The organism is Achromobacter sp. (genome assembly GCF_057314935.1).
In genome coordinates this window covers 33,412-52,654 of the sequence record NZ_DBHKZA010000016.1, presented here as the reverse complement: position 1 = coordinate 52,654, position 19,243 = coordinate 33,412, and the positions used below count along the sequence as shown (strand labels likewise).

At 64.2% G+C, this 19,243-nt stretch carries 18 protein-coding genes and 3 tRNA genes; 11 read left to right on the top strand and 10 right to left on the bottom strand.

Translation table 11 applies throughout. The features are described 5' to 3' along the window. Positions 1-59: 59 nt before the first annotated feature. The 4 genes from ACO6D5_RS08335 to radC all read right to left on the bottom strand — a co-directional run bounded on the left by ACO6D5_RS08335 (position 60) and on the right by radC (position 2,942). Positions 60-326, bottom strand: coding sequence for a type B 50S ribosomal protein L31 (locus ACO6D5_RS08335; protein WP_006225101.1), 267 nt, complete (start codon positions 324-326; stop codon positions 60-62). Positions 327-541: 215 nt separating this feature from the next. After that, positions 542-1,390 carry a tryptophan 2,3-dioxygenase gene (gene kynA / locus ACO6D5_RS08330; RefSeq protein ID WP_315529204.1) on the bottom strand — a complete coding sequence of 283 codons (849 nt, stop codon included), beginning with the start codon at positions 1,388-1,390 and terminating at the stop codon, positions 542-544. A 153-nt stretch (positions 1,391-1,543) separates the two neighbouring features. Next, on the bottom strand, positions 1,544-2,170 hold the full coding sequence (kynB, locus tag ACO6D5_RS08325) for an arylformamidase (RefSeq protein ID WP_315529205.1): 627 nt from the start codon (positions 2,168-2,170) through the stop codon (positions 1,544-1,546). 94 nt (positions 2,171-2,264) lie between these two features. Then, entirely contained in the window at positions 2,265-2,942 is a 678-nt protein-coding gene (gene radC / locus ACO6D5_RS08320; protein ID WP_485825103.1) for a RadC family protein, read from the bottom strand. A gap of 49 nt (positions 2,943-2,991) precedes the next feature. Between radC and ACO6D5_RS08315 the strand changes: the two genes are divergently transcribed. The 3 genes from ACO6D5_RS08315 (at position 2,992) to maiA (ending at position 5,164) form a co-directional block, all read left to right on the top strand. Further along, positions 2,992-3,468: an FKBP-type peptidyl-prolyl cis-trans isomerase gene (locus ACO6D5_RS08315; protein WP_088590201.1), complete on the top strand. Its 477-nt coding sequence runs from the start codon at positions 2,992-2,994 to the stop codon at positions 3,466-3,468. Continuing rightward, on the top strand, positions 3,468-4,445 hold the full coding sequence (gene ispH / locus ACO6D5_RS08310; RefSeq protein ID WP_006225096.1) for a 4-hydroxy-3-methylbut-2-enyl diphosphate reductase: 978 nt from the start codon (positions 3,468-3,470) through the stop codon (positions 4,443-4,445). Before ACO6D5_RS08315 ends, ispH begins: the two co-directional genes overlap by 1 nt. Positions 4,446-4,519: 74 nt before the next feature. Continuing rightward, on the top strand, positions 4,520-5,164 hold the full coding sequence (gene maiA, locus ACO6D5_RS08305; protein ID WP_315529207.1) for a maleylacetoacetate isomerase: 645 nt from the start codon (positions 4,520-4,522) through the stop codon (positions 5,162-5,164). A 14-nt stretch (positions 5,165-5,178) separates the two neighbouring features. On the opposite strand, the gene ACO6D5_RS08300 is transcribed toward maiA, so the two are convergent. The 4 genes from ACO6D5_RS08300 to ACO6D5_RS08285 all read right to left on the bottom strand — a co-directional run bounded on the left by ACO6D5_RS08300 (position 5,179) and on the right by ACO6D5_RS08285 (position 8,905). Beyond that, on the bottom strand, positions 5,179-6,621 hold the full coding sequence (locus ACO6D5_RS08300) for a DegQ family serine endoprotease (RefSeq protein WP_485825102.1): 1,443 nt from the start codon (positions 6,619-6,621) through the stop codon (positions 5,179-5,181). 64 nt (positions 6,622-6,685) lie between these two features. Beyond that, positions 6,686-8,032: an ATP-binding protein gene (locus ACO6D5_RS08295; RefSeq protein WP_315529210.1), complete on the bottom strand. Its 1,347-nt coding sequence runs from the start codon at positions 8,030-8,032 to the stop codon at positions 6,686-6,688. Further along, entirely contained in the window at positions 8,029-8,688 is a 660-nt protein-coding gene (locus ACO6D5_RS08290) for a response regulator (RefSeq protein WP_315529211.1), read from the bottom strand. Before ACO6D5_RS08290 ends, ACO6D5_RS08295 begins: the two co-directional genes overlap by 4 nt. A 141-nt stretch (positions 8,689-8,829) precedes the next feature. Continuing rightward, positions 8,830-8,905: transfer RNA gene (locus tag ACO6D5_RS08285), tRNA-Thr, on the bottom strand. A 233-nt stretch (positions 8,906-9,138) separates the two neighbouring features. Here ACO6D5_RS08285 and ACO6D5_RS08280 point away from each other — a divergent pair. The 4 genes from ACO6D5_RS08280 (at position 9,139) to ACO6D5_RS08265 (ending at position 12,800) form a co-directional block, all read left to right on the top strand. Beyond that, positions 9,139-9,214, top strand: a tRNA-Asn gene (locus ACO6D5_RS08280). Between the two features lie 272 nt (positions 9,215-9,486). Beyond that, positions 9,487-10,725: a zinc metallochaperone GTPase ZigA gene (gene zigA, locus ACO6D5_RS08275; RefSeq protein ID WP_485825101.1), complete on the top strand. Its 1,239-nt coding sequence runs from the start codon at positions 9,487-9,489 to the stop codon at positions 10,723-10,725. 20 nt (positions 10,726-10,745) lie between these two features. Then, positions 10,746-11,747 (top strand): CobW family GTP-binding protein, encoded by a 1,002-nt coding sequence (locus ACO6D5_RS08270; RefSeq protein WP_485825100.1) that lies wholly within the window; start codon positions 10,746-10,748, stop codon positions 11,745-11,747. Between the two features lie 117 nt (positions 11,748-11,864). Then, a complete protein-coding gene (locus ACO6D5_RS08265) occupies positions 11,865-12,800 on the top strand; it encodes a LysR family transcriptional regulator (protein ID WP_485825099.1) in 936 nt (311 codons plus the stop codon). A 488-nt stretch (positions 12,801-13,288) separates the two neighbouring features. Here the strand turns inward: ACO6D5_RS08265 and ACO6D5_RS08260 are convergent, their stop codons facing one another. Both ACO6D5_RS08260 and ACO6D5_RS08255 read right to left on the bottom strand, forming a co-directional pair. Further along, positions 13,289-13,549 (bottom strand): hypothetical protein, encoded by a 261-nt coding sequence (locus tag ACO6D5_RS08260; RefSeq protein ID WP_485825098.1) that lies wholly within the window; start codon positions 13,547-13,549, stop codon positions 13,289-13,291. A 2-nt stretch (positions 13,550-13,551) separates the two neighbouring features. Continuing rightward, positions 13,552-13,628 (bottom strand) — tRNA-Met (locus ACO6D5_RS08255). A 68-nt stretch (positions 13,629-13,696) separates the two neighbouring features. Here ACO6D5_RS08255 and scpB point away from each other — a divergent pair. From scpB to nusA, 4 genes are all read left to right on the top strand, one after another. Beyond that, on the top strand, positions 13,697-14,872 hold the full coding sequence (scpB, locus tag ACO6D5_RS08250) for an SMC-Scp complex subunit ScpB (RefSeq protein ID WP_485825119.1): 1,176 nt from the start codon (positions 13,697-13,699) through the stop codon (positions 14,870-14,872). Between the two features lie 35 nt (positions 14,873-14,907). Further along, positions 14,908-16,746 carry a pseudouridine synthase gene (locus tag ACO6D5_RS08245; RefSeq protein ID WP_485825097.1) on the top strand — a complete coding sequence of 613 codons (1,839 nt, stop codon included), beginning with the start codon at positions 14,908-14,910 and terminating at the stop codon, positions 16,744-16,746. Positions 16,747-17,260: 514 nt separating this feature from the next. After that, complete coding sequence (rimP, locus tag ACO6D5_RS08240) at positions 17,261-17,764, top strand: ribosome maturation factor RimP (protein WP_315529219.1); 504 nt, start codon at positions 17,261-17,263, stop codon at positions 17,762-17,764. After that, complete coding sequence (gene nusA, locus ACO6D5_RS08235) at positions 17,761-19,239, top strand: transcription termination factor NusA (RefSeq protein ID WP_006225085.1); 1,479 nt, start codon at positions 17,761-17,763, stop codon at positions 19,237-19,239. The genes rimP and nusA overlap by 4 nt, the downstream gene beginning before the upstream one ends. Positions 19,240-19,243 lie beyond the last annotated feature (4 nt).

The following is a 19,243-nucleotide window of genomic DNA, read 5'->3' as shown; positions in this document are numbered from 1 at the left end:
GGAAAAAAAAGCAGCCCGGAGGCTGCCTTTTTGCTGTGACTCCCGCGGGAGCGACAGGATCAGGAAGCGGACTTGACCGTGCCAGCCGTACGGGCGAAGCGGGCGCGGAACTTTTCCACACGGCCGGTTTCGACGATACGCGTTTGGGCGCCCGTGTAGAACGGGTGCGATTCGGAGGTCACGTCGCACTTGAAGAGCGGGTACGTCTTGCCGTCGATTTCGACGGTTTCGCGCGTGTGCACGGTCGAACGGGTGATGAACTTGTTGCCCGTTTGCAGGTCGGCGAAAACGACATCGCGGTATTCGGGGTGAATGCCTTCTTTCATGGTGCTTTCCTAGGACTCGCGAGGAGTCTTTCTCAAAGTTGTAGGGTCGCCAGCCAGACCGCGAAAAACCGTTCACACAGAACGTCCACGCGAAGACTCTAGCCACGTATCCAAAAAGTAACCCCAAATTCTAGCATGGGAAATTCCCGATGCGCCAGCGGCCGAAGGCGGCCATGCTCGGCCCGCCTTCGGGATCCAATATGGGGACAGATTAATTAGAGCTCGGTACGCAGCTTCCAGATCTCCGGGAACAGCACGACGTCCAGCATGCGCCGCAGGTAATCGACGCCGGACGTGCCGCCGGTGCCGCGCTTGAAGCCGATGACCCGTTCGACCGTCGTGACGTGGCGGAATCGCCACAGGCGGAACGCGTCTTCCAGGTCGGTCAGCTTTTCGCCCAGCTGATACAGGTCCCAATAGCGGTCAGTGTCGCGGTAGACGGTCAGCCAGGCGGCCTCGACGCCATCCGAGGACTCGTACGGCTGCGTCCAGTCGCGCTCCAGTCGGTCTGCCGGCACGGCCACGCCGTGGCGGGCCAGCAGGCGCAGCGCCTCGTCATACAGCGAGGGGGCCTCGTAGGCGGTGCGCACCTGCGCCAGCAGGTCTTCGCGGTGCGCATGCGGCTTGAGCATGGCCGCGTTCTTGTTGCCCAGCAGGAATTCAACCTGGCGGTACTGATAGCTCTGGAAGCCGCTGGAGCGCGCCAGATACGGACGCAGCGCGGAATACTCGGGCGGCGTCATGGTCGCCAGCACGTCCCAGGCGTGCACCAGCTGCTCCATGATCTTGCTGACGCGCGCCAGCATCTTGAAGGCGGGCTGCAGCCGGTCGGCGGCCACATTGGCGATGGCGGCGCGCAGCTCGTGCAGCATCAGCTTCATCCAGAGTTCGCTGGTCTGGTGCTGGATGATGAACAGCATCTCGTTGTGCTCGGGCGACAGCGGATGCTGCGCGCCCAGCAATTCGTCCAGATGCAGATAGTCGCCATAGGTCATGTCGCGCGTGAAATCCAGCTGCGCTTTTTCCTCGTGGACGATGTCTTCAGGGCGGTGCGGGCAGCTCATGCTCGGCCTCCGTGGCAGGGCGGGGCGGCACGGCGGGCGGATGCGGGCAACGCGCGCCAACCGGGCGCGTAAGGGGGAACGATTCTCATGGTCGAACCTAGTCGAAAACGGGCGGCCAGGGCAGGCCGGCCGCCCAATGGCCAGCGGACCAGCCTACAGTTCGCGCAAGACGGCGCGCACCGGGCTGGCATCGGCCTGGACCAGCGCCAACGGCAGGGCGATCAATTCGTAATCGCCTTCGGGCACATCATCGAGCACCAGGTTTTCCAGTACCCGCATGTCGTGCCGCAATATCGTGTGGTGGCTGTCCAGGGTCTTGCTGGACGCGGGGTCGATGCTGGCGGTATCCAGACCGATCAGCATGACGCCGCGTTCAGCCAGCCATTCGATGGTCTGGGGGGCGTAGGCAGAGAAGTCGTCCGTCCACCAGTGTTGCGCCGCATGCTTGGCGGTGCGCACCAGCACGCGGGGAGGCAGATTCAGGGCCGCATGGGCCAGGTGGTCGGTGGTGATCAGCGGGCCGCAATCAATCGCGTGGATGACGCGGCAGGGGCCCAGGAACGGTTCCAGCGACACCGCGCCGATGGCGGCGGCATCGTTCTGGTAATGCAGCGGCGCATCCGCATGCGCGCCGATGTGCGGCGACAGCGTGATTTCACTGACATTGACCGGACAGCCGGGCGTGAGCGACCACTTCCATTGCTGGCGGTACGGCGTGTCGCCGGGAAAGACAGGCGAAGCCGTGGAGACGGGCGGGGAAATATCCCACAGGCGTTTCATGGTGGCGGGGAGCGGTCGGATGATGCCGGAACAGGTTAAAGCCTAAAGCAATTCAGGGCGGTAGTCTAACGAATTCCGGCTTGCCCCGCCGGCGCTACAAGCCGCCCAGTTCCGCCATGGAGACGACCGCCGCGCCGGCGACGATCAGGTGGTCCAGCAGTTTGATGTCCACCAGCGCCAGGGCCTGCTTCAGTTGCTGGGTGAAGCCGCGGTCGGCCGCGCTGGCTTCGGCCAGGCCGGACGGGTGGTTATGGGCCACGATCAGGGCCGCCGCATGGTGGCGCAGGGCCTCGCGGACCACTTCGCGGGGGTAGACCGACGCTTGCGAGAGCGTCCCGCGCGCCAGTTCGCCCGTGGCGATCACGCGCAACTGGTTGTCCAGATACAGGGCGATGCAGTGCTCGACCCGGCGATGCCCCAGGGCGGTCATGCAATATTGTTTCACCTGAGCGGGATGGCGCAGGGTGCTGCTGCGGGTCAGGTCTTCCTCGATGGCCCGGCGAGCCAGCTCCAGCAAGGCGGCAAGCGTGCAGGATTTGGCCACGCCCAGGCCGGAAACGGTCATCAATTCCTCGGGGGTGGCGCCCAGAAGGCCTCGCAGGCCGGAAAAACGCTCCAGCAGGCGGTTGGACAAGTCCACCACGTTCATCCCGGGAATGCCCGTGCGCAGGGCGACGGCAAGCAGCTCGGCATCCTGGAGCGCGCCGGCCCCATGACGCAGCAGCCGCTCCCGGGGGCGCTCGTGTTTTGACAGCCGCACAGACAATTTCATAAGAGGCTCTAAAATCAAGGTTTATCCAATATCTATACGGTGGCAGATCTTGAGCATCGCCTCTAATGAAGTGAACGTTTTTGTCCGTCAGGATTCCTACCTAACGCTGCATTACCGGATCACCCTGGCTTCGGGGCCCGGCAAGGATTCGGTGTTCGCCGACACCTTCGACGGCCGGCCCGGCACGCTGCAGATGGGCGGCGGCCAGTGGGCGCCGGGTCTGGAAGCCGCGTTGATCGGGCATGCCGAAGGCGAGCGGTTCAGCGTCACGCTGGAGCCGGCCGACGCCTACGGGGAACGCAATCCCGAACTGATCCAGCGCGTCACGCGTGCAATGCTTGCCGAGCACGCCGGCCCCGACGCCGGTTTCGAGCCGGGCGACCTGGTGGAATTCACCGCGCCCAACGGCGGCCGTTATTCGGGCGTCCTGAAAGAGATCAACGACGAGTCGGCGCTGTTCGACTTCAACCACCCGCTCGCGGGCATCAGCTTGCGCGTGGACGTGGCGCTGCTGGGAGTCCTCTGATGAGCAAGGCCGTTACCGCCTCCGACGCCGAAGTCCTGCTGGCGCAGCCGCGCGGCTTCTGTGCCGGCGTGGACCGCGCCATCGACATCGTCGAGCGCGCGATCGAACTGCATGGCGCGCCGATCTACGTGCGCCACGAGATCGTCCATAACCGCTATGTGGTGGAAGACCTGCGCGCCAAGGGCGCGATCTTCATCGACGAGCTGGACGATGCGCCCTCGGGTTCCATCGTCGTGTTCTCGGCGCATGGCGTGTCCAAGGCGGTGCGTGCCGAAGCCGAGTCGCGCGGCTTGCAGGTATTCGACGCGACCTGCCCGCTGGTCACCAAGGTCCATATCGAAGTGGCCCGCATGCGCGCGGCTGGCCGCGAGATCATCATGATCGGCCACAAGGGCCACCCCGAAGTCGAGGGAACGCTGGGCCAGGCGCAAGGCGGCATGTATCTGGTCGAGACCGTGGAAGACGTCGCGGGGCTGGAAGTCAACGACCCGGAAAACCTGGCTTACGTCACGCAGACGACCCTGTCCGTCGATGACGCGGCGGCCGTCTCGAAGGCGCTGAAGGCGCGCTTTCCCAGCATCGTCGAGCCGAAGAAAAGCGATATCTGCTATGCCACCCAGAACCGCCAGGACGCGGTCAAGGTGATGGCGCCCGATTGCGACCTGGTGCTGGTCGTGGGCAGCCCCAACAGCTCGAATTCCAACCGGCTGCGCGAAGTGGCCGAGCGCAAGGGCGTGGCCTCCTACCTGATCGACGGCGCCGATTCCATCGATCCGGCCTGGCTGGTGGACCGCAAGCGCATCGGCGTGACGGCGGGCGCGTCGGCGCCCGAAATCCTGGTGCAGCAGGTGATCGACCGCGTCAAGGAACTGGGCGCGGTGTCGGTGCGCACGATGCCCGGCCTGGAAGAGAATGTGGCGTTTCCGCTTCCCAAGGGCTTGTCGCGCAAGGCCGCGCAGACGGAATCGCTGGAATAGCGCCGGGCGTCATGCGGCGCTGAAAAAAAACAGGCGCCGCACGCGCGGCGCCATCAGCACATCGAGGAGACTTCATGCAGTTGTACAGCTATTTCCGCAGCTCGGCCGCGTACCGGGTGCGCATCGCCCTGAACCTGAAGGGCCTGTCGTACGAATACCTGCCGGTGCACCTGCTGAAGGACGGCGGGCAGCAGTTGTCGGAGGGGTACCGCAAGTTGAACCCGACGGCGCTGGTGCCCACGCTGATCGATGGCGACGCCGTCATCGGGCAATCGCTCGCCATCATCGAATACCTGGAAGAAACCCATCCCCAGGCGCCGCTGCTGCCGGCCGATGCCCTCGGCCGCGCGCGGGTGCGCGACCTGGCGTTGGGTATTGCTTGCGACACGCACCCGCTGAACAACCTGCGCGTGTTGAAGTACCTGAAGCACACGCTGGGCGTGGACGAAGCCGCCAAGAACGCCTGGTACAAGCACTGGGTGCATCAGGGGTTGGAAGCGCTGGAGGCGCAACTGGCGCGGTCCAGCGCTACGGGCCGTTTCTGCCATGGCGACACGCCGACCATCGCCGACCTGTGCCTGGTGCCGCAGGTGGCCAATGCGCAGCGCTTCGAGTGCGACCTCTCAGCGATGCCCAACGTGGTGCGCATTGACGCGGCCTGCCGCGAACTGCCGGCTTTCGCGGACGCCGCGCCGGGCAAGCAGCCCGACGCGGAGTAATCCCGGCGGATCGCTTAGCCGATCTGCACCGGCACGAAGATCTTGTCTTCGCCGCGCTGAACCAGCAGGGCAACGGTCTTGCCCGCCTTGGACAGCGCGTCCTTCACTTGCCCGATGTTGTGCACGGGCACGCCATTCAAGGACAGCAGCACGTCGCCGGGCTCGATGCCCGCCTTGGCGGCCGGGCCGGCCGCGCGCTCGATCAGCAAGCCCTCGGTGCCCGAAGCCTGCTGTTCCTGAGGGCTCAGCGGGCGCAGCGCCAGGCCCAATTGGCCGCGCTGCACGTCCTGGTCGCCTGCCGACGCCTGCGTCTTGTCCTTGGGGATGCCGCCCAGCGTGGCCACCAGTTCCTTCGGGGCGCCGGCGCGCCAGACATCCATCTTGATCTTTTCACCCGGCGAGGCCAGCGTGATCAGGGACGCCAGATCGCCCGAGGACACGATGGTCTTGTCGTCGATCTTGCGGACCACGTCGCCCGGCTGCAGGCCGGCCTTGTCGGCGGCGCTGCCTTTCTCGACGCTCGACACCAGCGCGCCCGACGGCGAGTCCAGCTTGAAGGAGTTGGCCAGGTCCTGGTTGACTTCCTGCACCGTCACGCCCAGCCGCGCATGCTGCACTTTGCCGTGCTCGAGGATCTGGTCCTTGATCTTGTAGGCCACGTCGATGGGGATCGAGAACGACAGGCCCTGGAATCCGCCGGTGCGGCTGTAGATCTGGGAGTTGATGCCCACGACTTCGCCGCGGTCGTTGAACAGCGGGCCGCCCGAATTGCCGGGGTTGACGGCCACGTCCGTCTGGATGAAGGGGACCGACGTGTCGTCGGGCAGCGAACGCCCCTTGGCGCTGACGATGCCTGCGGTGGCAGTGTTTTCCAGGCCGTACGGCGAGCCGATGGCCAGCACCCATTCGCCCACTTGCAGCTGGTTCACGTCGCCCACCTTCACCACGGGCAGGTTCTTGGCGTCGATCTTGAGCACGGCCACGTCGGTCTGCGGATCCGCGCCCAGCACCTTGGCCTTGTACTCGCGGCGGTCGGTCAGCTTGACGGTGACTTCGCGGGCGTCTTGCACGACGTGCGCATTGGTGAGGATGATGCCGTCATTGCTGATGATGAAGCCCGAGCCTTCACCGCGCATCGGCACTTCGCGCGAGGGCATGCGGCCGCGGGATCCAGGGATCTGGCCGAAGAACTGGGCAAAGGGATCATCGTCGTCCGCAGACACCTTGCGGGTGCCGCTGACGCTGATGTTGACGACGGCGGGTCCGAAGTCGCGGGTGATCTGCGCGAAATTGGGCGGGCTCGAGGTATTGATCGTCTGGGGGGCGGTGGCGACGGACGGCGCGTTGGCCGCCATCGACACGCCGCCGGTCACGGCGGTTGCGCCGGCGCCGCCAATGGCGCCAGCGGCCAGCAGCGCCAGCACCAGGCGCGAGGGGGTCAGTTGCGAGGTCTTCATGTCGGCTCCTGCGTTCATGTTTGAGGACATGGCGCTATCTTCGGGCCTGACACTTAGGTGAATCTTAAATTGCCGGACTCTGCGGGCGGGTGAACGTCACCCGGGCGCGCAGCCCCTGTCCGCCCGGCGCGTCTTCCAGGGATATCTCGGCGCCGTGGCGGTCGGCGATGGCGCGGGCGATCGACAGCCCCAGGCCGCTGCCGTGCTGCGTGTTGCCTTCGGCGCGATAGAAACGGTCGAACACGCGCTCGCGTTCGGTGGGCGGTATGCCAGCGCCTTCGTCATCGATCATGAACGACGCCTTGTTCGCCGCCTGCTCCAGATGCAGGCGGATGTGCTTGCCCTCGGGCGTGTGCTTGACGGCGTTGTCCAGCAGGTTGCGCGCCAGCAGCACCAAGGCGTCGCGATGGCCGGTAATCCAGGCTTCCGCCGCCCCGTCCATGTCGATGCTGACCGATTTGGCGTTGGCTTGGGGCAAGGTTTCCGACAGCGCCTGGCGCAGCACGTCGGCCAGGTCCACGGGGGCGGCAGGCGAGGGTTCGGCGGCGCTTTCGTGGCGGGCCATGGACAGCAATTGTTCGACCAGGCGGGTGGCGCGGTCGATGCCCGCCGCCAGGCGTTGTTCGGCCAGTTGGCGGCCTTCAGGGGAGCCGGCGCGTTGCAAGGCCTGCAGTTGCAGGCGCAGCGCGGCCAACGGCGAGCGCAGTTCATGTGCCGCGTCGCCCACGAACTGCTTCTGCTGGGCGAATGCGCCCCGCATGCGTTCCAGCAGCAGGTTCAGCTCCTGGATCAGCGGTTGGATTTCGTCGGGCAAGCCTTGCACGTTGACGGGCGACAGGTCTTCAGGCTGCCGCGCCGCCACCTGGGCGCGGGCGCGCTTGACGGGGCGCAGCGACCAGCTGACCACGCACCAGATGATCAGCATCAGCAAGGGGGCGGCTGCCGCAATGGGGGCGATGGTGCGCAGGGCAAGCGCGCGCGCCATGTGCTTGCGCACGTCCATGTCCTGCGCCACCTGGATCACCTGGAACGGCGTGGCCAGCGAATACACGCGGTACGTCGTGCCTTCCATCCGGGCGTCGGAAAACCCCAGCACGATCTGGTCGGGCAGGGGGCGGCGCGATCTCGAATTGAAAACCCGCAGGCCGTCCGGCGTCCAGATCTGGATGATCAGGTCGTCAGCGACGGGCGAGCCCGCGCCGCGGGAGTGGGTCGGTCCGGTGCTGAGCAACCCGTCGCCGGTTCCCAGCGACAGGGCCGTGCGTTGCAGCAGCGAATCGAAGATGTCGTCGGCTTGCGCCAGCGTGCTGCGGTACGCAATTGCGCCTTGCACCAATGCGCCGACCGCGATGGCGGCCAGCAGGAAGAAAAGCAGACGGGCTCTCAGCGAGTAGCTAAGCCGGATGCTCATGTTTTGGGAATGACATAGCCGACGCCTCTGACGTTCTGGATCAGGTTCGGACCCAGTTTCTTGCGCAGGCCATGAATATAAACCTCAACGGCATTGCTGCTGACGCTGTCTTTCCAGCTATAGAGCTTTTCTTCCAGTTGCGCGCGCGAAAAGATCATGCCGGGGCGGGCGATCAGGGGCTCCAGCACCGCCCATTCGCGGGCGGTCAGCGCAACGGGTGTGCCGTCCACCATGGCCGCGTGCGATTGCGGGTCGATGGTGATGCCATCGTGTTCAAACACCGGCTCGGCGCGTCCGGCGCTGCGGCGGATCAGGGCGCGCATGCGGGCCAGCAGTTCGTCCACGTCGTAGGGTTTGACGATGTAATCGTCTGCGCCCGCGTCCAATCCGGCGATGCGGTCGCTGACGGCGTCCCGCGCGGTGGCGATGAGCACCGGCGTACGGTCCTTGCGCGTGCGCAGGTCGCGCAGCAAGGTCAGGCCATCGCGTTTGGGCAGGCCCAGGTCCAACAGGATCAGGTCGTAGGTGTCGGTGCGCAGGGCCAGTTCCGCGGCGTTGCCGTCCTTGACCCAATCGACGGCGTAATGCTCCGCGCGCAGGCAGTCCAATACGCTTTCACCGATCATGATGTCGTCTTCGACGAGTAGGATGCGCATGGCGGTCTTCGCTTGGTGTTGACGGAAATCCAGCAAGTTGGACGCGCGGCAGGCCGATGGAGTTCCCGTGACCGGGCGCCTGCAAGAGAAGGGAGGGGGCGGAAATGAAAAAAGCAGCCCGAGAGGGCTGCTTTTAGAATTTGGTGCCGGCAATAGGAGTCGAACCTACGACCTTCGCATTACGAATGCGCTGCTCTACCAACTGAGCTATGCCGGCAAGACCATTTGCTTCGATTCTTGCGTGCCGGTGTTGAATTCGGCGATGCTGAAACTGCAAGCAAAACATCTCTGTTCTTCCCAGTTCGCTGCCCTGTTTATGGGGCCTGATCTGGAAAGACCGAAATCATATCAGAGTTTTTTCGAGATGGGAAACAAACGGCCCAAAATTAATAAAAAAAACCGCGATTTGCATGCGCTAAAAATTTAGGTCATAATTACGTTCTTGGCAGATCCCCGATAGCTCAGTCGGTAGAGCGACGGACTGTTAATCCGCAGGTCGCTGGTTCGAGCCCAGCTCGGGGAGCCAAAAGAATTCAATACCGACGCCGTTTTGCGCATCAGCGCAGAACAACATCAAGGGTCATTCACGAAAGTGGGTGGCCCTTTTTGTTTTTCGCGTTACCCCTGCGCTTTTCGCCACCCGCCGCCTCTGAATAGAGCGCTGCGCCGCCATTCCCGCGCGCTGGATTGTCCCAAGCCTTGATTGCCGACGCCCTGTCCTGGGTGGCGCTTTGCATGCACCGTTGCTGTTCCTGCTGGAAGTGTTATGTAATAACATTCTAATTTTGGAGCGAAGCGATGATGCGGATTGATGAGGCAAGACCTTTGCGCGAGGGGCGCCTGCCGGTGACGGTGTTGTCGGGGTTTCTGGGGGCGGGAAAGACGACATTGCTCAACCATGTGTTGAATAACCGCGAGGGACGCCGGGTGGCGGTCATCGTCAATGACATGTCGGAGGTCAACATCGATGCGCGCCTGGTGCGCGAAGGCGGCGCGGCGCTGTCGCGCGCCGACGAAAAGCTGGTCGAGATGAGCAATGGGTGCATCTGCTGCACGCTCCGCGAAGATCTGCTCGTCGAGATCCGCCGCCTGGCCGCCGAGGGGCGTTTCGATTACTTGCTGATTGAGTCCACAGGGATCTCCGAGCCTTTGCCGGTTGCCGAGACCTTCACCTTCCGAGACGAGGACGGGGCCAGTCTGGACGATATCGCCCGGCTGGACACGATGGTCACGGTGGTGGATGCTTTCAACTTCCTGCGGGACTATTCCAGCAGGGATCGCCTGGCCGAGCGTGGCGAAGCGTTGGGTGACGAGGATGCGCGCACCGTGGTCGATCTGCTGATCGAGCAGGTGGAGTTCTGTGATGTCATCGTCTTGAACAAGACCGACTTGGTGGAGGCTGCGGAGCTTGCGCGCCTGGAAGCGATGTTGCACAGCTTGAATCCGCGCGCGGAAATCGTGAAGAGTGAGTTCGGTCGCGTGCCGATGGCGAGCGTGCTGGATACGGGCCGGTTCGATTTCGAAGCCGCGGCGCAGGCGCCGGGCTGGCTGAAGGAGCTGCGGGGCGAACACGTTCCGGAAAGCCAGGAATACGGCATAGGCAGTTTCGTGTTCCGGGCCAGGCGTCCCTTCCATCCGCAGCGTTTCTGGGATTGCATTCATCAGGAATGGCCCGGCGTGGTGCGGTCGAAAGGCTATTTCTGGCTGGTGACGCGTCCGGGGTATGCGGCGTCGTGGTCACAGGCAGGGCCGATCATGCGCCATGGCGCGGTGGGATACTGGTGGGCCGCCCTGCCGCGCGAGCAGTGGCCCGAGGATGCGCAGGCCCGCGCGGCGATCGTGTCGGAATGGGATCCGGTTTATGGCGACCGGTGCCAGGAATTGGTGCTGATCGGCATCGGCATGGACGAGGCGGCATTGCGGGCGCGCCTGCAGGCCTGCTTGATGACGCAGGAAGAAATGACGCGGCCCGCCAGCGAGCTGGCGGCGATAAGGGATCCGTTTCCGGTGTGGGAGCGGCCGCAGAATCCGGGGTAGCGCCCGTTGGGTGAGAGGACATGGACGAGGACAAGCGCATCGGCGTGACGGTGATTTCGGGATTTCTGGGCAGCGGCAAGACCACGCTGCTTAACCGTTTGCTGCACGAGCCGGCCTACGCCGACGCGTTGGTCATCGTCAATGAGTACGGCGACGTCGGCGTCGACCATCATCTGGTGCGCCTGGCGCCGGCCAATGTCGTGCTGATCGAGGGCGGCTGCCTGTGCTGTGTGGTCAGCGGCGCGGTGGTCGATGCGTTGCGCGATCTTTTCATGCTGGCGCTAAGCCGGCGGATCAAGCCGTTCCGGCGCGTGCTGATTGAGACCAGCGGCCTGGCGGACCCCGCGTCGACCCTATTTATGCTCAAGCATGACCGATTCCTGTCCGAGCGGTACGCATACCGCGGCGCGATTGTGGTGGTGGATGTGCGCCACGGAGAAGCGCAATTGGCGACACAGGCCGAGGCGTCGCGGCAATTGGCGCTGGCCGATACCATTGTGCTCAGCAAATCAGACTTGGCGGACGCGGCGCAATTGCGGCGAGTGGAGCAGGCGGTCATGGCCATCAATCCTGGAGCGCAGCGTTGCGTCCAGCGTCAGGACGCCCCGTTGGCAGGTGTCTTGCGGGATGGCCCTGATGCGTTGCTGCGACGCGACGGGGTTGCGCTGGCGAGCTGGCTTCAAGCGTTTGCGCGGCCGGTGGCCGACCGTCATGCGCAGGTCGCCAGTTTCTCGCTGACGCTATCGTCGCCGTTGGGGCGCGCGGCGTTCCTGGCAGGCGTGTCGCGTATCCAGGAGCGCTTCGGGCAAGGGCTGCTGCGGATGAAGGGGCTGGTCTGCTTCGAGGGCGAGGCGCTGCCGTGCGAGGTGCATGGCGTCCATGGCGAACTTTATCCCCTGCGCATGTTGTCGCAATGGCCCGGCGATGAGCGCGCGTCGCATCTGGTCTATATCCTGCGCGGCCTGGACGCGGACAAGGTGCGCGCCGAGGTCTCCGAGGCCCTGGGGCAACTGCCTGCCTGAACGCTGCCACCCCATTCCCGTTGCTGGGCTGCCTGACGCTTTGTCGCTATTTGGGCACGGATGTTGCACGGAAATACGGTATAACCGGTACGGTCTGATGCAAGAACCGAGACAATCATGGATCGTCTGAAAGCCATGCAGGTGTTCGTGGAAGTCGCTGACCGGGGAAGCCTGTCGGCGGCGGCGGTCCATCTGGACATGTCGCGAGCGATGGTGTCGCGGTATCTGGCCGAGATGGAGCAGTGGGTGGGGGTGCGTTTGCTGCACCGCACGACGCGCCGGCTCAGCCTCACGCCCGCCGGCGCGGAAACCTTGCCGCGATGCCGGCAGATGCTCGACATGGTGGGTGACCTGCGCAGCGCGGTCTCCACGCCTGAGGACACGCCACGCGGCCTCTTGCGCATCACGACCAGCATGTCCTTCGGTTCGAGGCATCTGGCCAGCGCGGTCACCGATTACGTCAAGCTGCATCCTGGCACGTCGGTGGATCTGATGCTGGTCGAGCGCGCCGTCAATCTGGTGGAAGAGCGGGTGGACCTGGCTGTGCGGATCACCAACGACCTGGATCCCAACCTGATCGCCCGAAAATTGGCCGTCTGCCGTTCGGTGGTGTGTGCATCGCCGGAATACCTGGCGCGCGAAGGCGTTCCTGCCCGCATCGAAGACCTGTCCTTGCGCAACTGCCTGACGCATTCCTATTTCGGCAAAAGCCTGTGGCGCTTCGAGCGCGACGGCCAGCCTGTGGATGTGCCGGTCAGCGGCAATATCAGTGCGAATGAGGTCTCGGTGCTGTTGAGTGCCGCGCTGGAGGGGGCGGGCATCGCCATGCTGCCCACTTACTATGCGGCCGAATATGTGGCGGCAGGACGCCTGAAGGCCATCCTGCCGCAGTGCAAACCGCAGGAGCTGGGGATTTACGGCGTGTATGCGTCGCGCCGCCAGATGCCGCTGATCCTGCGCTCGATGCTGGATTTTCTGGTGGAACGGCTGGGTTCGGCGCCCTGGGACAAACCCGCTGCGGCGACCGCGGCGCCGCCCGCCGTGTCGCCTTGACCCCGCGGGCTGCGGGTGCCCAGGCTTGAGGCTCGAAGTTATGGCGGTATAATTTGGGCATTGCTTTGGCGGGCGGGGCGCTTTGATCCCGCTTTTCTGCCAGCAAACCATTTTGCGGCGGGCGGTTGTCCGCTAGCATGTAGTCGTCGAAAACATCTAAGAATCGTAAGTCCGGCCTGGGGTTGGCCAACGCATTGCGAAGCCGGTCTTCGTATGCGCGAGGGGGAGCATGGGATTCAGGGGGCGGCAACTGGCCGCCATACCGAATCCGATGCCTGACGATCCGGGTTCTTGATACTGATCGCTGCGGGAGAATGGCGCTGGGTTACCGGCGGATCCCGCAGGCTTGTTGGCGAGTGACGCCAGCTTTTCCAGAATTGCTCAAGGCGTCTGCCGCGATGGAAGTCGGGCAGGCATATCGCCCTATCTTGATCGGTGCGGCTGTTTTGGCGCATGTCCGCCGCGCAGTCCGTCACGCATGGCAATCATCACAGGAATTTTGTGAACATTACGCAAACCAACGCCGTCTGTAGCGGGTCCACTTTCACGGTGGCCCTGCCGGCGGGTGCGGGCGTGATGTCCATCATGGGGTTGGCGGCCGCTGATTCGGCTGGCGCCTTGGCTTTCGGTTTGCCGCGCGCCCAGAACGAGAACGCAACGCGTGTTGCGGTGGCGGCGCGCAATTCGCAAGCTTTTATTTTGCAAACACAAATGAAAAAGGCCCGGCGCATTCGCCAGGCCTTCGTCAATTTGGTTGCGGGGGCAGGATTTGAACCTACGACCTTCGGGTTATGAGCCCGACGAGCTGCCAGACTGCTCCACCCCGCGTCTGAGAAAAGAATATTAACCTTATTTTCAACCTAGCGCAAGTTAGCCCTTTTTGAATTTGAATGTCGATGAACGATAGCGAGGCAATACTCGTGCTGGAAACCGCGCTGCTATGCGCGGTGCAGCCGATGCAACTGTCCGATATGCGCAAGCTATTCGGGGACGATGAACAATTCGACAACAGCAAGCTGCGCGCGCTGTTGGAGACGCTGCAGAGCAATTGGGCCGATGGCGGCCTGGAGCTCGTGCAGCTGGCAAGTGGATGGCGGTTCCAGAGCCGCCCGCACATGCAGCGCTACCTGGAGCGGCTGAGTCCGGAAAAACCGCCCAAGTATTCGCGCGCCGTGATGGAAACCCTCGCGATCGTGGCCTGGCGCCAACCGGTCACGCGTGGCGACATCGAAGATATCCGTGGCGTCACCGTGTCGTCGCAAATCGTGAAGGCGCTGGAGGACCGGGGGTGGATCGAGGTCATCGGGCACCGCGATGCGCCGGGGCGTCCCGCCCTGTTCGGCACGACGCGCCAGTTCCTGGACGATCTGGGCCTGCGGGCGCTGGATGAGCTGCCGCCGCTGGAATCGGCGCAAGCCGCCGCGGCGCTGGCCGGACTGGACCTGGGCGAAGTGCAGCAGCTGACGGGCGAGGGCGCCGCGCCGGCCGAAGCCGCTCCGCAGGACGACGCAACGGTGGCTGCCGGGGGCGAAATCGAAGGCGCGCAAGGTGAAATCCCCGTCGACGCACCGGCCGAAGTGGATGAAAATGGCAATATCCCGGTTGCGGAATTGTCTGTTTCGGAACACGATGCACCCATAGCCCCGGGCGATAGCGTAGAATCCAGCGTTTCGCGCACAGAAGAAGGCGCGGATCCCGCAGACGAACCCACCGTCCGGGAGCAAGCCGAAGGCTTGTCCAATACGCCGACCCCGTCCGGTTTTCCCGACGAAGGGGCCGGCAACGACATTTCCGATATGGCCGCCGACGTAAAAGAGGCCGGTGCTGCAAAGGAAAGTGTCGAGAACGCAAAACACGCGGAACCGACCGAACCGATTGACGAGACCGATCACGCAGCGCCTGGCGCCGCCGGGCACGAGCCCGCCATCGGCCTTGACGAACGTGTTCGGCCCGACCCCGATGCCGCCTCCGCGGCGCCGGGCGAGGCAGATCCGGAGCGGCCTGGCGCCGACCGTGAGTCGGCGTCCCCTGATGATGACGAGCTTGCCCCCGGCAAGCCTACCCAAGTTTGAAATTCGGAGCTGTCCCAGTGACAACGAATACAGCAATGCAGGACGACAATCCCCGTTCGGATGACACCGTTTCCAACGGTCAGCCGGAATCTTCCGCCGCGCGCGAGCCGGCAGCCGAAGGTGAGGCTGGCGCCCGTGGGCGCGGGCGCAAGCTGCGGACGCCGTTCCGCCGCCGCCGCGGTGACGCCCCGGCCGAGCAAGGGCCGGCGGCAGAGGGCCAGCAGTCCGCGGCCGCCGCCGCTCCGGTCGAGTCGCCTGACTCCCGCGGTGGCGAGCAGGAAGCCGAGCAGGCCCTGGCGTACCTCGATTCCGCGGACCGCATGGAGCAGCGCCTGGGCAAGTACCTGAATAGCGATTCGGTCATGCCCAAGCTGCACAAGGTGCTGGCGGATGCCGGTATCGGTTCGCGCCGCGAAATGGAAGAATTGATCGTCGCGGGCCGCGTGTCGGTCAACGGCGAGCCGGCCCATATCGGCCAGCGCGTGGCGCCGAACGACCAAGTCCGCGTCAACGGCAAGCCCATCATGCGCGTGAATACGAAAAAGCCGCCGCGCGTGATCCTGTATCACAAGCCGGCCGGCGAAATCGTCAGCCACGACGACCCGGGCGGCCGTGCCAGCGTCTTTGCGCGCTTGCCCAAGCTGCGCACGGGCAAGTGGCTGTCGGTGGGCCGCCTGGACTTGAATACCGAAGGCCTGCTGATTTTCACGACCTCGGGCGACATGGCCAACCGGATCATGCACCCCCGTTACGGCACGGAGCGCGAATATGCGGTCCGTGTGCTGGGTGAAATGGACGAGGCGCAGCGCCAGTCGCTGGTCGATGGCATCGAGCTCGAAGACGGCCTGGCCGCTTTCGGCGCGCTGGACTACCTGGGTGGCGACGGCAGCAACCGCTGGTATCGCGTGACTTTGCAGGAAGGCCGCAACCGTGAAGTCCGCCGCATGTTCGAAGCGGTCGGCGTGACGGTCAGCCGTCTGATCCGCACCCGTTTCGGTGATGTGGTCCTGCCGCGTACGCTGCGTCGTGGCCGCTGGGAAGAATTGGATGGTTCGCTGGTCACCGCGCTGATGGTCCAGTTGGGACTGTTGCGTGAAGACGACGAATCCGGCGGCAACCGTCGTCGCTCCAAGCAGCCGCAATCGCATGACAGCGCGCTGCCTCCGGGCTTCGGCACCATGGACCGCAACGGCATGAACGGCGCGCGCATCGGTCGCCGCGGCAAGTTGCAAGGCGGCCGCCTGGGCAGCGCGGGCCAAACGGCCGCGTGTCCGTCGGATCCGTTCGGCACCGGCCTGATGATCGCGGGCGGCTATGCCAACGGCCATCCGCTGGCGGCCGAAGGCGCGGGCGGCAATCGCAAGGGCGGCAAGCCTGGCGGCGGCCGTTCGGCAGCATCCTCGAGTGGTGGCCGGCCGGGTGGAAAGCAGGGCGGCAGGCCGGGGGGTAACCAAGGCGGTAAACCGGGCGGCAAGCCTCGTGGTCCGCGTTCGGCAGCGGCCAATGGTCCGTCGGGCGGTGTGGCGTCGGCTGACGCCGCGGTGGGCAATGTGGCCGAAGCCCCGGTGGGTGGTGGCGGCCGCAAGCCCTCGGGCCGCAAGCCTGGCGGCAACAAGCCGGCGGGCGCGGGCGGCGGCAACAGCCGTGGCGGCAAGCCGGCAGGCGCCGGCCGTGGCAGCAAGGCCGATGGTTCGCCCCGCGGCGCAGGTGGCGGCGGCAACAGCAAGGGGCCGGGTGCAGGCGGCAAGCCGCGCGCACCGCGCAGCGCTTCGGCGTCGTCCTCGCCTCGTGGCGATGACTGGCAGCCGCGTGGCGCTTCGGCCCACGAGTCGCGCCTTGGCGTGATGGGCGGACGTGGCCGTCAGGGCCGCTGAACGCCGTCAGGCGGCGCGCAGGGCGCGTCGCCGGGTCCGATGTGTCCCATATAAACGTAAGCCCGTGACGAATCAGGCGTTTTTCCGGTTTATCTGGTAAAATCAATGGTTTTCATGGCTTCGCGTCATTGCTTTTTGTGTGGCAATGGCGTTTGGCGTGGCTGCAAGCAGGGCGCGAGCAAGGGCGCAGGCAAATAATGCAGGCAATCAAGCAAGCGATGACGGCAGGCAGCAGCCAGCGTTGTGCCGCATGAGTGTGCGCTTCAAGTCAGCCTGTAGGCTGGGCGCAGTAGGCGGTAGGCAAGAGCAGTTGGCATCGGCGTTGCGCCAAGTGCCGTCGGGCCCGGATTGACGGGTTGGGGCGGGACTGTGTGGGGGAAACCCGTGGCGCAATCCACAAATTAGGTCGCAATATAGGGCGCTGCCCAGCATTGCTCCTTACGTGTAGTAGGGAAGCGGCTGGGCTCTGCGCAATATCGGTGGGCTGGGCGTGCAGCCCATTTTTTTTGAGTATATGGCTGATTTATTCGCATTGACCGAAGAGGCTTTGGCCGGCATGGACCTCGAACTCGTAGACGTCGAGCGTGCCGCCCTGGGCCTTTTGCGCGTGACGATCGATCGGGTCGGCGGTGTGCGCATCGAAGACTGTGAGCAGGTGTCTCGCCAATTGTCGCGGGTGTTCGAAGTCGAGAACATCGACTACAAGCGGCTGGAAGTCGGCTCGCCGGGCATTGACCGCCCGCTGCGCAACGAGAACGAGTTCCGCCGTTTCGCTGGCGAGCGCATCGAAATCAAGCTGCGCGAGGCATTAGACGGACGTAAGGTCTTCTCCGGCACGCTGACTGTGCCCGAAGCCGACGCCGCCGCCTCCGACGCCGCTGCTGGCATGCACAAGACCGTGTTCGGTCTCGAATTTGAGGCAAAAAAGAACGATGTCCAGGTTTTGAATTTCACGGTCGATGACATCGAACGTGCAAAACTGGATCCCGTTCTGGATTTCAAGGGCAAAAAGCGATGAGTCGCGAAATTCTTCTGTTGGTCGATGCCTTGGCGCGTGAAAAGAACGTCACGCGCGACGTCGTGTTCGGTGCACTGGAAAGTGCGCTGGCCTCGGCCATGAAAAAGCGCTTCAAGGATGATGCGGACATTCGTGTCGCCATCGATAGGGAAACCGGCGATCACGAGGGCTTCCGCCGTTGGCTGGTCGTGCCGGACGAAGCCGGGCTGCAAGAACCCGACAAGCAGGAAATGCTGTCGGATGCAGTGGAAATCGTTCCTGGCATCCAGGAAGGCGAATACATCGAAGAGCCGCTCGAGCCCATCGAATTCGGCCGTATCGGCGCGCAGGCGGCCAAGCAGGCCATTCTGCAAAAGATCCGTGACGCCGAACGCGAACAGGTGCTGAACGACTTCCTGGACCGTGGCGAAACCATCGTGTCCGGAACGATCAAGCGCATGGACAAGGGCGACGCCATTGTCGAGACGGGCAAGATCGAAGCGCGCCTGCCGCGTTCCGAAATGATCCCGAAGGAAAACCTCCGGGTTGCCGACCGCGTCCGCGCTTTCGTGTTGCGTGTTGACCACGCCGCGCGTGGCCAGCAAGTGATCCTGTCGCGCACCTCGCCCGAGTTCATTCGCCAGTTGTTCGAGAACGAAGTTCCGGAAATCGAACAGGGCCTGCTGGAGATCAAGGCAGCCGCCCGCGATGCCGGCGTGCGTGCGAAGATCGCCGTGGTGGCTTACGATAAGCGTATCGACCCCATCGGCACGTGTGTGGGCATGCGCGGTTCGCGTGTAACCGCGGTTCGCAACGAGCTGGGCGGCGAGCAGGTCGATATCGTGCTGTGGTCGGAAGACCCCGCGCAGTTTGTCATTGGCGCTCTGGCGCCGGCCAACGTCGAATCGATCGTCGTTGATGAAGACAAGCATGCGATGGACGTTGTTGTCGACGAAGAAAACCTGCCCAAGGCCATCGGCGCCAAGGGTCAGAACGTGCGCCTGGCGTCCGAACTGACCGGCTGGCAGATCAACATCATGACGCCGGAAGAAAGCCTGAACCGTCAGGAAGTCGAGCGGTCGGGCCTGCGCGCCACGTTCATGAGCAAGCTGGACGTCGATGAAGAAGTCGCCGACATCCTGATCGACGAAGGTTTCACCGGTATCGAGGAAATCGCTTACGTGCCCATGCAGGAACTGCTGGAAATCGAAGCGTTTGACGAAGACACCATCAATGAATTGCGCGCCCGTGCCCGCAACGCGCTGCTGACTGAGGCAATTGCCCAGGAAGAGCGCCTTGAGACCGCACAGGATTTGCTTGAACTCGAAGGCATGACGCAAGAACTGGCTGGCAAGCTGGCCGAGCGTCAAGTGCATACGCGTGATGATCTGGCCGAACTGGCAACGGACGAACTGGCGGAAATCGCCGGCTTGACCGAGCAGGAAGCCAGCGACCTCATCATGCGTGCCCGCGCCCATTGGTTCGACGAAGAATAACCAA

Bases quoted from the DNA above. Each gene is read 5' to 3' on its own strand.
- scpB (WP_485825119.1), top strand. From the start codon at position 13,697: ATGAACGATAGCGAGGCAATACTCGTGCTGGAAACCGCGCTGCTATGC.
- nusA (WP_006225085.1), top strand. From the start codon at position 17,761: ATGAGTCGCGAAATTCTTCTGTTGGTCGATGCCTTGGCGCGTGAAAAG.
- ACO6D5_RS08270 (WP_485825100.1), top strand. From the start codon at position 10,746: ATGGACGAGGACAAGCGCATCGGCGTGACGGTGATTTCGGGATTTCTG.
- ACO6D5_RS08290 (WP_315529211.1), bottom strand. From the start codon at position 8,688: ATGCGCATCCTACTCGTCGAAGACGACATCATGATCGGTGAAAGCGTA.
- ACO6D5_RS08335 (WP_006225101.1), bottom strand. From the start codon at position 326: ATGAAAGAAGGCATTCACCCCGAATACCGCGATGTCGTTTTCGCCGAC.
- ACO6D5_RS08295 (WP_315529210.1), bottom strand. From the start codon at position 8,032: ATGAGCATCCGGCTTAGCTACTCGCTGAGAGCCCGTCTGCTTTTCTTC.
- radC (WP_485825103.1), bottom strand. From the start codon at position 2,942: ATGAAATTGTCTGTGCGGCTGTCAAAACACGAGCGCCCCCGGGAGCGG.
- kynA (WP_315529204.1), bottom strand. From the start codon at position 1,390: ATGAGCTGCCCGCACCGCCCTGAAGACATCGTCCACGAGGAAAAAGCG.
- rimP (WP_315529219.1), top strand. From the start codon at position 17,261: ATGGCTGATTTATTCGCATTGACCGAAGAGGCTTTGGCCGGCATGGAC.
- ACO6D5_RS08265 (WP_485825099.1), top strand. From the start codon at position 11,865: ATGGATCGTCTGAAAGCCATGCAGGTGTTCGTGGAAGTCGCTGACCGG.
- maiA (WP_315529207.1), top strand. From the start codon at position 4,520: ATGCAGTTGTACAGCTATTTCCGCAGCTCGGCCGCGTACCGGGTGCGC.
- kynB (WP_315529205.1), bottom strand. From the start codon at position 2,170: ATGAAACGCCTGTGGGATATTTCCCCGCCCGTCTCCACGGCTTCGCCT.
- zigA (WP_485825101.1), top strand. From the start codon at position 9,487: ATGATGCGGATTGATGAGGCAAGACCTTTGCGCGAGGGGCGCCTGCCG.
- ispH (WP_006225096.1), top strand. From the start codon at position 3,468: ATGAGCAAGGCCGTTACCGCCTCCGACGCCGAAGTCCTGCTGGCGCAG.
- ACO6D5_RS08245 (WP_485825097.1), top strand. From the start codon at position 14,908: ATGCAGGACGACAATCCCCGTTCGGATGACACCGTTTCCAACGGTCAG.
- ACO6D5_RS08300 (WP_485825102.1), bottom strand. From the start codon at position 6,621: ATGAAGACCTCGCAACTGACCCCCTCGCGCCTGGTGCTGGCGCTGCTG.